We start from the raw sequence: 11,811 nt of genomic DNA on the forward strand, positions 1-11,811 counted from the left end.
GTAAGTTCTTATTTTTTCAACAATAAATACATGAAATAAGGAGCACCGATCAATGCAACCATGATACCTGCAGGAATCCCCTCTGGTTCAATTATATTACGGCCGATCGTATCGGCAAGCAGCAATAGCCATCCACCGATTAAAATGGCAACCGGAATGAATAGTTGATTTCGAGGTCCTACCAAGGATTTTGCTATATGCGGGGACATAAGTCCAACGAAGGCAATTCCGCCTGTAACAGAAACGGCAGCGGCTGCCAGTGCTACAGCCGTGATCAGCAGGACGATCCGCTCCTTTTCAATCGATACACCGACCCCAATTGCGACCGGTTCACTTAAACCAAGCAGATTCAAACGATTTGCTTTATATAAAGTGAATGGAATGAGGATGATTAACCATGGAATGATTGCCCAAATGAAAGGCCAATCCGTGCCCCATATATTTCCCGCCAACCATTTTGCGATGAAATCGACCTTCGCTCGTTCCGCTGACGAAATAAGGACAATCATCAGGCCTGAAAGCGCCATTGAAAAACCTACGCCGATCAACACTAACCGAACGGGTTCAAGGCCACTCTTTCTCTTATATGAGAGGATATATATTAAACAGGCCGTCAGTAACGCTCCGATAAAACCGACAAGCGGAACCATATAAACAAACGAACCAGCGTCAAGAGGGAAAAACAGAAAGAAAGCGGCAATGGCAACACCTGCTCCTGAGTTGATCCCGATGATTCCGGGATCGGCTAAATCATTACGTGTGATCCCTTGTAGAATGGCTCCCGACAGTGCAAGGGCCATGCCTGCTAAAAGGGTGATGATGATTCGCGGTAAGCGGACGGAAAATAATATGAATTCCTCTTTAAACGTCCCATGCCCGAAGAGCGTTGGAAACAGTCGCCCTAAAGAAAGATTGGAATATCCCGAACACGTCCCAATAATGATCGTAATGATGATGAGTGCAGTCAATGCACCTATTATCCAACGCTGTTTTTTGACTAAAGCTGACTGGATCATGAAAATGCTTTACCTCCTTTACGCACGATTAGGAGGAAGAAAGGTAAACCTATCATCGCAACAACCGCTACCACAGGTGTTTCATATGGAGAATTGATCGTACGGCCGATCGTATCGGCTAGCAGCATGAAAGTGGCTCCCAAAATCGCAGACATTGGGAGGATGAATCGATAATCCGTACCCACGATAGCCCGAACGATATGCGGGACCATTAACCCGATGAACACCATATTTCCTACAAGTGCAACAGCAGCCCCTGCCAGGAGAATGATGACCACGAAGAGAACCGCCTTTATTTGTGTTGTCTTTTGCCCTAAGCCTACGGCCACTTCTTCACTTAAGCTAAGTATGGTGAGCTGTCTGGAAAAGATAAGGGAGATCAGGATACCTATTAAAATGAACGGAGCGATTACGCGAAGCTGCTCCCATGAAGTTCCGATATTTCCGCCCGCTGTCCACATCGATACATCTTTTGATACCTTGAAATATATGCCGACCCCTTGCGAAACGGCAAATAGGAATGCAGAGACTGCAGCACCAGCCAATACGATCCGTAAAGGGGAAAATCCTCCCTTTTTCATCGCACCGATTCCGAAAACCATGGTTGCCCCGACAGCGGAACCTATAAAACACGCAATCATGATCCCTAAATTATTAGCATTTGGAATAAATGCCAAAGTAATGGCGAGACCTGCATTGGCTCCCGCCGTCAATCCAAGCAATCCCGGATCGGCAAGTGGATTCCTGGTCATCCCCTGCATGATGGCACCAGAAACGGCAAGCGCTGCACCAACAAAGATTGCCCCCACTTCACGAGGGAAACGGATTTCACGAATGATTGAAATCTTTTCACCGGTAGCGTTCGATGTCAGTGCTTGCCAGACATCTTTAACGGTAACATCAGCCGCACCAAATGCCATTGAAATAATGAACATGCCTATAAAGGCAAAGATCGCTATGATCAGTTTACTTATAAATGGGATGAAACGTTGATTTTCATTAGTCATCTGTCTCTCTCATCTCTTTTTTTATAGAATAAAAGGAGAGGAATTGGAATCCCTCTCCCTCGCTGTATTATTTTCCAAGAAAACTTTTAGAAAAGAAGTCTAATTGGTAATCTAATGTTATTGGGTCATTGAAGTAGAATTTTTTTGCATCAGCTTCATATAGTTTATTATTTTTAACGGCAGGTATGTTTTTAAACGTGTCAGTTTGTTGGAATGAATTGTCCTGATCTTTGTTATTGCTCAAAATCACATAATCACCGGCATAGTCTTTCAGGACTTCTAATGATAAGGCAAAGTAACCATCTTTCAACGCCACTTCTTTTACCTTTTCAGGCATGCCCAATTTCATTTCTTGATAAAGGATTTCCGTTCCACGGCCCCAATTATCACCGTATACATAGAACTGTTTGTCAAACTTTTCGAAAACGGAAACAGTAGCATCTTCTCCAATTTTAGCTTTAATTTCATCACCAGTTGTTTTTGCCCGTTTTTTGAAATCATCCACCCATGCTTGAGCTTCTTTTTCTTTATTCAATAGTTTACCGATTTCTACGTGCTGTGTTAAATAGTCCACTTTTCCGTATGTATATGTTACGGTTGGAGCAATTTCCTTTAATTTATCGACATTTTTAATCGTAGATAAACCAATGATTAAATCCGGATTCAACTCGATGATCTTTTCCAGGTTTTCGTCCGTCACTTCTTCAACATCTTTTAACTCTTTAAAATTCGGGTTCATTTTAGACCATGAATCAACCCCTACTAGGTTAACATCCAAAGCCATTATGTTACCTGCGAAAGATGATAGTACTAAAACACGCTGAGGATCTGCCGGAACTTCAACAGGACCATTTTCAGATTGATATGTGATGGTACCTGATTTTTCCTTTTTGGAATCGGAGCTTTTTTCTTTTTCGGCTGACTCGTTACCACAAGCGCTAATAATTAACACTAACAGCAGTATAAACGGGATCATTATCTTTTTCATTTGTTGTCAAATCTCCTTTTAGTAAATTGTATGTACTGCACATTGGTTTGTTCGTTCGTTGATCTCGTCCGATTACCGCATCAATATGGAATACTTCCTTAAGCACTTCATGAGTGATGACTTCTTCACAATCTCCGGCTTTGACTATTTCCCCGTCCTTTAAGGCAATGATATAGTCGGCAAAGCGAGCAGCTTGGTTCAAATCATGAAGAACCATGACAATTGTGCGTCCCTGTTCTATATTCAGCCTCTGTAATAATTCCAGGACCTCCAGTTGATGCGCCATATCCAAATAGGTGGTCGGCTCATCAAGGAAGATGATTTCCGTTTCCTGGGCAAGGGCCATCGCAATCCAAACACGCTGGCGCTGACCTCCTGATAGAGCATCCACCGGACGGAACTTGAAGTCTTTCGTGCCGGTCACTTCAAGGGCCCAATCAATCACATCATAGTCTTTTTGGGTCAGGCGCCCAAAACCTTTTTGATAGGGAAAGCGCCCATATGATACGAGCTCCCCAACCGTCAATCCGCTTGCACTCTCGGGTGTCTGCGGAAGTATGGCCATTTTTCTTGCAAGGATCTTAGTGCTTTCTTTTGAGATATTCACCCCATCTAAAACAACCGTACCTGATTGATTAGGAATAATTCTGGTGATCGCTTTCAAAAGTGTCGATTTCCCACACCCATTTGAACCGATGATCGTTGTAATTTTTTTATCTGGAATTTCCACACTGAGATCTTTTACAATTAAACGTTCACCATAACCAATATTCAAATTCTCTGTATATAGGCGAACCATTTTTTAACCTCCATTTACTGAAAAATAGGTAAGTAAAAACTCAAATGAAAATGATTATCATTATCTGCTACTTAATTACTATAATTCTATCTAAATATATTGTCAATGGTAATTTCATGGGTATAAAAGAAGAAAACCTGACAGGATTTTTGGGGCAAATCCGTATCACCGACTGACAAATGAACACAATAAAGACCCCGGGGGCACTTCCGGGATCTTTACTGTTTGGCTCATACTCAGGACTTTGGCAAGAATATTCCTAATAGGCCATTTCATTAATCAATGTTTCTTTAATCCTTGCTTCTCAACATAATCTTTCATGTACAGCCTGCTTTTCTTTCCAAGCATTCCAGCCATTTGCCCGGTCCAGGTGTCTTTTCGTTTACCTTTAGTCCGAAGCTTGTAATAACTGGAAATCGTTTCATTATACCCCTCAAGTTGTCCGATGAACTCTTGCTTATCCTCCTGATATCCATTTTCATGATAGATATTGGACAGCGGCAAACGCGGCTTTTTATCCGAACGGTTTTTCGGATATCCGACCACTAGAGCGAATAATGGTATAACTCGATGCGGTATATTCAAAATCGCTGACACTTCCGGGAGATTATTGCGGATCCCGCCTATATAGCAAATGCCAAGATCCATCGATTCTGCCGCCAATGCTGCATTTTGGGCCGCAAGGGCCGCATCAATACAGGCAACCATGAATTTCTCGGTACTTTCAATCGATTCGGACAGGTCCGTGTTTTCCATTTCGGAAACCATATCCTGACGATATAAATCGGCGCAAAAGACGAATAGATGTCCATTCTTCTCTACATATGACTGTGGTCCGGCAATTTCAGCAAGCTTGGCTTTCTTTTCCGGATCGGTTACCCCTATGATTGAATACGCTTGAATATAACTTGAAGTCGATGCTGCTTGGGCACATTCCACAATCGTATTGATTTGCTCCTCAGACAATAACTTATCCTCAAAAGAACGAATGGAACGGTGATCTAAAATCTTCTCAATAATGCTATTCAATGCTCCCACCCCTATAGAATATGTAAAGTAAAGTATCCATCATCGGGGCTGAAATGCCCCCGATGATAGAATTGATGAAACTCAACCTTTAGTTTTCAAATCCAATTCACGGTAATTTTGCTGTCTCAGTGCTTCATAAACCAAGATGGCAGCCGTGTTCGACAGATTAAGGGAACGTACTTTATCCGTCATTGGAATCCGCAGGCACCGATCCATATTTTCTTGGATCAACTCTTTCGGGAGACCCGTCGTTTCACGGCCAAAAATGAAGTATATCTCACTGTCTTGGTCACTGTAGTCGAAGCTGGAATGCGGCTGCTCCCCGAATTTCGTCAAATAATAAAATTCACCGCCGGCATTCCTTTCAAAAAATTCTTCTAACGAATCATAATAATGAATCTTTACATTCTCCCAATAATCGAGCCCGGCCCGTTTGAGCTGTTTGTCATCCGTCGAGAAACCGAGCGGACGAATGAGATGTAAAGACGTATCCGTCCCTGCACATGTTCTTGCGATATTTCCTGTATTTGCTGGAATCTGTGGTTGATATAAAACTACATGTATTGACACTTCATTTTCACCTCTAGTTTGAACTTCACCTTAATTATAGCATTAAACAAAAAAGACTAAAAACCAATCACCCTCCATCCAAAATCACAAAGAATTTATAAACGATGTTCGGTGTATATCTGGTTGAATCCTCATATGTCCAATACCGGTGACGGCTGTTCATCGTATGTGCATTCACAAGCGGCATCCCGTCCTGATCCTTAGCCGTTACGATCAAGTTATGATCAAACCGTCCGTCCCCTTCGAAGTCTATGCAGAGGATATCACCCAAATTCAATTCCTTTGCCGACCCCACCTGCTTTGTCCTGATGGCATTCCCGGCTTTAAGCAGATGATATAAAGAATGGGCCGTCGTCCATGTGTAGCTCCAGCTTTTCCCTCTTATCCACCAGCCCTTATTTTTATTTGGCGCCCCCCACATAGGTATTCCCCCTGCATGTAAACATTGTGAAATGTAATTCGTACAATCATCAGTGAATTTATAATAAGCGGGATTGAATTCGTTCCACCAACGCTCGGCATATTGGACTGCCTTCATTCGATCATACTTATATGCGAGACGATCTGCGCCTGGATCACATTTTGGCGGTGCCTCTTCGGATTCAAAGCTGGGAATCAGCTCACGTTCATCCACTATATACCCATTTCGAAACCGTGCCTCCCTTTCTTCCATTTCTTCTTCTATATAAAATGAATCTTCCTGTTTCAATAAATATTGCAGATGCACATGATATGTCAGGACTGTATCACTGTCTTCCTTTTTCTTCGAATGGACCTTGCCTGCTGCATTCACCCGAACAATTTCGGCAGCGCGGTTCCTCATCATTTCCTTCTTCAAATGTAACTTCCTTTCACCCCGTTCCAGATCATCGGAAGTATAAAACTCCACCCTTTCTTGTAAAAGGCGTTGCAATTGTTCCCTCAAGTTCATGCCCTCCTTCTTACCATCTATGCTAATGTGTATGTACGAGGGCATGGACAAAAACACAACTTCATAAATGTCGGAGTTTCAATCCTATAACCATAATGAACCTTTTTATATAGATTTTCCTTGAAGGCACCGGAATATTTCAAGCAAAAAAGCCGCCCCGTTATATTTACAGGGCGGCTTCATTTTAGATATCATTTTGTTTCCAAGGTAAACTGCAGTCCTTTCTCTATTTCCGCCAGTACCTCTTCATCCATTTCCTTCATTCGTGCTTCCTCCAGAATGGAAACGGCCTGCTCCCGGCCAATTTTCCCAACTGCCCAGGCCGCCGTCCCCCGGATGACCGGCCGCGGATCATCCTTCATGACCCGTATCAATTGAGGCAATGCCGTTTCGTCCTTGAAGTGGGCCAATGCTAAGATGGCATTTCGTTGGATTGGTTTTTTACCGCGCCAAGAGCCGGATACATGGCCATATGTCTCTTTGAAGTCCCGATTTGAAATCGAAAGCAGGGGTTTCAACAGCGGTTTCGCCAACTCGGGGTCGGGTTCCATTTCTTCATGAAAATGAAAATCCATTCCTTTGTTTTTCGGACAAACGGTCTGACAAGTATCACACCCATACAAACGATTGCCTATTTTCGTCCTGAATTCATCCGGAAGGAAACCTTTTGTCTGCGTTAAGAACGCAATGCAACGCTTGGAATTTAGCTGTCCTCCCTGAACAAGCGCACCAGTCGGACAAACATCGACACATTTATTGCATGTCCCGCATTGATCTTCCATCGGTTGATCCGGTTCAAATGGCAGGTTGGTAATCATGTCTCCCAAGTATACATAAGAACCGAATTCAGGTGTGATGATCATACTGTTTTTTGCACTCCAGCCAATTCCTGCACGCTCAGCAACTGCCCTATCTGATAATTCGCCCGTATCAACCATGGACTTTGTCATTGCCCCTGGCACCTTATCTTTAATGAAATCCTCAAGTAACTGCAATTTATTACGAAGGACGGTATGATAATCCGTCCCCCAAGAAGCCCGGCAAAAGATCCCGCGGCGATCACTTTTTGTACTTTGAGGAGCATCCTTCAATTTCGAAGGATAAGCAAGCGCAATCGAAATGATGGATTGCGGTTTATCGAATATCAATTCAGGCCTTACCCTTTTTTCTATATCGGCTTCTTCAAACCCTGACTGATAATCAAGTTCCTGTTGACGTATCAGCCGACCTTTCAGTTCAGTGAAAGCCGTGGCCGATGTAAAGCCGATTTTATCGATGCCGATTTCCTTACTATATAAAATCACTTCTTGCTTGAATGAGTTCATATCCATATTAATCACCTACGTTCATTCAGTATTCCCATTGAAGCTTGAATCCATTTCAAACCATTGCTATCTATGATAAACTAATTGCAATCATTTTTGGAGGTGAAACGGTTGGAAATTACCGTATCAGCTAATCTTAGCAGTAAAATCCCTGAATTCAAAGTCGGGATCATTACATATGAAAACATCGAAGTAGGTCCCTCCCCGCAAATGGTGAAAGGAAGACTTCAATTATTTCAGGAAGCTCTTTTCTTCGACCTTGAAGAAAAGGAATTGACCGACTTTTCCGGCATTAAAGTGTGGCGGGAAATTTTCAAGGCTACAGGAACAAACCCGTCACGGTATCGTCCCTCCGTGGAAGCCCTTTACCGCCGCATAAAAAAACAGAATTACTTGACACCCATCCATTCGGCCATCGATTTGAATAATTTCTTCTCACTGTTATATGAAGTTCCGATCGGCATTTATGATGCTGAAAAATTATCAGGAGACATCTCGATTAAGATTGGCGAGGTGTCAGATGGTTATGATGGTTTGAACGGCCGCTTGAATTCCATGGAAAATATGATTACTTCAGCCGACCATGAAGGCCCATTCGGTAGTCCTTACGTTGATTCAGAACGCACGAAAGTCACCGAAGAAACGAAAAAAGCCATCCAAATCATTTATTTACAACCCAATACTTCAACCACGGAAGCAAATCAGTTAACGAAATCCTTAATGGAAATGTTCCTTGAAATTCACGGTGGTGAAGGGACTTACTCAATTATAGAAGGATAATTAAATCGAACGGATATAAACCCTTTCCACAATCGGAAGGGGTCTTTTCATTATTGTTCCAATTAATAAAACCAGTCCGCTAGTATCAGCATCAAGGATCACCTAGTCTTAAACTTGGTTCGGGATGAGTCTAGCCTACGGTTTTTTCTTAAATTACATTCCAGTTGATTCCACAAAATCCGCTCCCTTTCCGCCGACTGTCTGCCAAGCCCCCTCGCCTTAAACGCCTCCCGGGTCTTTTGCTATCCAGTTTACATGGTTACTTTCTGCCTTTCGAATAGATAATCATCGATGGCTACATAGCCGGGCATGCCTTTCGCTTCCCCATTAACAAAAAAGCACAAACTTAGTCAATCTGATTCTACTAACGTAGTTAATCACATTGACTAAGTTTGTACTGTATCGAACCCCCACACACTCCCGGATGGAGGATAATTAAAAATTAAAAACTCCATTTTTCGGGTATAACATACTGTATTACCGCTTCGATAAAATGCAGGCAATTTGGACAATAAAAAAATCCCACTGTAAACAGTAGAATTCTTGTAATAATATTTAAACGCAAAGCTTCGTTCTCCAGGTAACGAAACCCTACGTTATGAGTATGTATTGGAGCGGGTGAAGGGAATCGAACCCTCATCATCAGCTTGGAAGGCTGAGGTTTTACCACTAAACTACACCCGCATATCCTTGTAGAAGTTTGTCGAATTACCAATCAACAAAATTAATTATATAGTTTAATGTGAAAAAATGCAATAGTTCTTTAAAAAAAAATTAATAATTAGCGTATTGTAACGTTAATATATTCATTCACTCTAGTAAAAATGTTAAAAAGTCCCCTGATTCAGAGAACTTTTTCAACCTATCTGATGATTTAAGACCAAATGACTTCCATTAACCGCGGATAAACCTGCTGTGCCGTTTCAAGCAGCATGATTAACTTCCTGAACGCCAGATCAGGTTCGATATCCCCCTCAATGGAGTATGAATAACGAATGGATATGGTCCCATTTTCTTCATACAGCTTGGAATATCTAAAATTTGCATTATATTCATTCAACAGTGTATGTACTTCCTGTTTCTTTTCAGGATTCTTCAACTCGGCGACATTAAAGCAAAATAAGTCCGCCACATTTTCATCTTGATTGAAAGCAAATACTAAAAGGACCTTCCACCCGTCCTTTAACTTTTGCTCAGCTCTAAAAAAGGTGGTGCCATCTTCATTCAACTCATTCATATAGATTTTCTCACTAGTTAAAAAATCACGAAATTTAGCAACGTTTGACATGGTTCATCACCTTTCTGTTTGTAAGTACATTTTATAATGAAAACCTGCATTTTTACAGACTTTTCTATTATCCTGCCAATTTCATCCTAATAGGGGCGACATTAAAAGGAAGGGAGACAAAATGAACTCCCTTAATAGATTGATTGGCCAGTTGCTTCTCCGCAAAACTGAAGCGCTTCTTGCAGGTCCAAAATTTCCTGGCGGATTTTGGAGTATCCTTCAATTTCAGGCACTTCTTTATTCGTAAGTGGTCGACTTTTATCTGCCGCTATCGCCATGGTTTCGAAAACATACAGCACCTGAGCAAGCTCCCTCTGTGAAAGGACTGGCCGTTCAGATAATTTCAAACTGGCATTTAGATAATAGCCCAACTGTTCTATCGAAAATATAACGGGCCAAAGAGATTCCAATCTAGCTTTGTTTTTGAATATCTCACCAAGTGATGCATTGTAGACCATTAATAATTCACCATATTCGTTTGCATTTTATTCCTTTCGCTGCTTTCATCAATTGCAAGGTCATTATTTTTTTCAGAGAACGCCATCAATAATAACTGCCCCTGGCTACGAATCGTTTTGGCTATCAAATGATTGAGAAGGATGCCGAACGACTTCCAAGTATCACCGACCCAATAAGACCTATCAAGCTTCCAACGATGATATCGGTTATCCTTACAGTCGCAAAAAAACCAAAATCATAGCTTTGAGATGAATATTCCGCCATGATCAATGCTGAAGGGGTAAAAAACATTGCCGCCAATCCATAATTTCGAACGATGAAAAGCTCTGTAATGAATGTCAAAGATAAAATGATCAGAACGATGATGTACTCGTTATGAACGGCTGCTAGAATTAAACTTGCTATCAGGAGTCCGATGACCGTCCCGAAAGTCCTTTGGACCGCCCGATGGAATGTGGCAATGATGGTCGGACCCGACATAACGGCCGCACAGGATAAGGGTATCCAGTACGAACGGTTAAAATTGGCGGAATAGGCGATGATGGCCGCAATGGTAAGGATTGTTCCATATCGAACGGAAGAGAGGAAAACAATTGAATTCTTATCGAAAGCCCCAAGAAAAATGGTTTTTAAAGAAGGTTTGGAGATGGTTGCTGCTTGATCGATTTTCTGGACAGGTTCATTCATGATGGCATCTGCATTATAAAGCTTCATGAATAACCCTTCCACCTCATCCGTCATTTGGTCAGGTTGAAGGATCTTTTTTTTATTCTTTGTTTTAGATGCAATGGCACCGGCCAAGGCACGAACGGATTGACCTAATTCTGGCGGCATCACGATTTTTTTGTTCAAGGAAATTTCCATAGCATCCAGGAATATGGCATTGGCATGTTCATTCAATAGGTATAATCGCTTCAACTCATTTGGATTTCGCCTGTTTGAAAACCCGGCTAACAGTGTATCTTCAGCGTGTTTCATCGCCAATACCGTTCTCTGTCTTGCTCTTCTGAATGTCTCGGTGCCCATGGAATCAAGGAATGCCCCCAATTCCCTGTACACCTTTTCAACCGCAAGCGATTCTGGTCCATGAGGGTTGAAAAACCAGCCTAACATACAAATTATCCAAGATAGTGCCCCACCCATTAAAACAAGCCCACCACGCAATGGGGCCAGACTTTGGTCAATGGGCATGCCTGTCGCAAGCGCAAAGCTCAAAACGAAGAATACCGCCGAAGGACCGGTAATCCTTAAAGCACCAAATATAAAAAAAACACTGGCCCCGATGATTCCCATCAACAACAGATAAAGCAAGACCCACCATCACAAAGAAAATCTTTTTAGCTCTTTGGTGATACGGTTGGTTAAAAACGTATAAATAAGTGAAGCCTCCTATCCCTGCAAGTAAACCGTACGCTAAATTTCCGAATAATAAGCCAATAAAAACAGGTAGTGCAGCAGCTATGCCTGCACTTAGTGCTTTTATCCAAGGAAATGGATTCTTTTTTATTTCAAAAGCCTGTTTAAATGTAGTATGTATTGTATCCAATTTATTAGATTCGGAAGGGTGCTTATTTTCACTCATTTTCAGTTATCCTTTCATTGAAGATTCCAATAACACT

13 protein-coding genes and 1 tRNA gene are annotated in these 11,811 nt (G+C 41.9%); 1 reads left to right on the forward strand and 13 read right to left on the reverse strand.

Features of this window, described 5'->3' with window-relative positions:
• Positions 1 to 8 precede the first annotated feature (8 nt).
• The 8 genes from ACIQ0C_RS17810 to queG form a co-directional block, all read right to left on the reverse strand.
• Positions 9 to 1,016: a FecCD family ABC transporter permease gene (locus ACIQ0C_RS17810; protein WP_403062338.1), complete on the reverse strand. Its 1,008-nt coding sequence runs from the start codon at positions 1,014 to 1,016 to the stop codon at positions 9 to 11.
• Positions 1,013 to 2,023: a FecCD family ABC transporter permease gene (locus ACIQ0C_RS17815; protein ID WP_403062341.1), complete on the reverse strand. Its 1,011-nt coding sequence runs from the start codon at positions 2,021 to 2,023 to the stop codon at positions 1,013 to 1,015. Before ACIQ0C_RS17815 ends, ACIQ0C_RS17810 begins: the two co-directional genes overlap by 4 nt.
• Positions 2,024 to 2,090: 67 nt before the next feature.
• Entirely contained in the window at positions 2,091 to 3,011 is a 921-nt protein-coding gene (locus ACIQ0C_RS17820) for an iron-hydroxamate ABC transporter substrate-binding protein (protein WP_403062344.1), read from the reverse strand.
• Entirely contained in the window at positions 2,962 to 3,810 is an 849-nt protein-coding gene (locus ACIQ0C_RS17825; RefSeq protein ID WP_402836980.1) for an ABC transporter ATP-binding protein, read from the reverse strand. The genes ACIQ0C_RS17820 and ACIQ0C_RS17825 overlap by 50 nt, the downstream gene beginning before the upstream one ends.
• Positions 3,811 to 4,089: 279 nt before the next feature.
• Positions 4,090 to 4,839, reverse strand: coding sequence for an oxygen-insensitive NADPH nitroreductase (nfsA, locus tag ACIQ0C_RS17830; protein WP_403062347.1), 750 nt, complete (start codon positions 4,837 to 4,839; stop codon positions 4,090 to 4,092).
• A gap of 81 nt (positions 4,840 to 4,920) precedes the next feature.
• Positions 4,921 to 5,409, reverse strand: a complete 489-nt coding sequence (trmL, locus tag ACIQ0C_RS17835; RefSeq protein ID WP_283901001.1) for a tRNA (uridine(34)/cytosine(34)/5-carboxymethylaminomethyluridine(34)-2'-O)-methyltransferase TrmL — start codon at positions 5,407 to 5,409, stop codon at positions 4,921 to 4,923.
• Between the two features lie 67 nt (positions 5,410 to 5,476).
• Entirely contained in the window at positions 5,477 to 6,334 is an 858-nt protein-coding gene (locus tag ACIQ0C_RS17840) for an amidase domain-containing protein (protein ID WP_402836985.1), read from the reverse strand.
• 197 nt (positions 6,335 to 6,531) lie between these two features.
• The gene (gene queG, locus ACIQ0C_RS17845) at positions 6,532 to 7,671 is read right to left on the reverse strand and encodes a tRNA epoxyqueuosine(34) reductase QueG (RefSeq protein WP_403062350.1); all 1,140 of its coding nucleotides are present in this window, start codon (positions 7,669 to 7,671) and stop codon (positions 6,532 to 6,534) included.
• Positions 7,672 to 7,776: 105 nt separating this feature from the next.
• On the opposite strand from queG, the gene ACIQ0C_RS17850 reads away from it, so the two are divergent.
• Entirely contained in the window at positions 7,777 to 8,445 is a 669-nt protein-coding gene (locus tag ACIQ0C_RS17850) for a B3/B4 domain-containing protein (RefSeq protein ID WP_402836989.1), read from the forward strand.
• Between the two features lie 610 nt (positions 8,446 to 9,055).
• Here the strand turns inward: ACIQ0C_RS17850 and ACIQ0C_RS17855 are convergent.
• The 5 genes from ACIQ0C_RS17855 to ACIQ0C_RS17875 form a co-directional block, all read right to left on the reverse strand.
• Positions 9,056 to 9,129: transfer RNA gene (locus ACIQ0C_RS17855), tRNA-Gly, on the reverse strand.
• Between the two features lie 190 nt (positions 9,130 to 9,319).
• A complete protein-coding gene (locus ACIQ0C_RS17860) occupies positions 9,320 to 9,733 on the reverse strand; it encodes a YbjN domain-containing protein (protein WP_402836991.1) in 414 nt (137 codons plus the stop codon).
• Between the two features lie 131 nt (positions 9,734 to 9,864).
• The gene (locus ACIQ0C_RS17865; RefSeq protein ID WP_403062353.1) at positions 9,865 to 10,191 is read right to left on the reverse strand and encodes a hypothetical protein; all 327 of its coding nucleotides are present in this window, start codon (positions 10,189 to 10,191) and stop codon (positions 9,865 to 9,867) included.
• Positions 10,192 to 10,315: 124 nt separating this feature from the next.
• Positions 10,316 to 11,407 (reverse strand): FUSC family protein, encoded by a 1,092-nt coding sequence (locus tag ACIQ0C_RS17870; RefSeq protein ID WP_403062356.1) that lies wholly within the window; start codon positions 11,405 to 11,407, stop codon positions 10,316 to 10,318.
• Positions 11,373 to 11,774, reverse strand: a complete 402-nt coding sequence (locus ACIQ0C_RS17875; RefSeq protein WP_403062359.1) for a hypothetical protein — start codon at positions 11,772 to 11,774, stop codon at positions 11,373 to 11,375. Before ACIQ0C_RS17875 ends, ACIQ0C_RS17870 begins: the two co-directional genes overlap by 35 nt.
• Between the last annotated feature and the right edge of the window lie 37 nt (positions 11,775 to 11,811).

Source organism: Peribacillus sp. NPDC096448, from assembly GCF_044762675.1.
Taxonomy (GTDB): Bacteria; Bacillota; Bacilli; order Bacillales; family DSM-1321; genus Peribacillus; species Peribacillus frigoritolerans_B.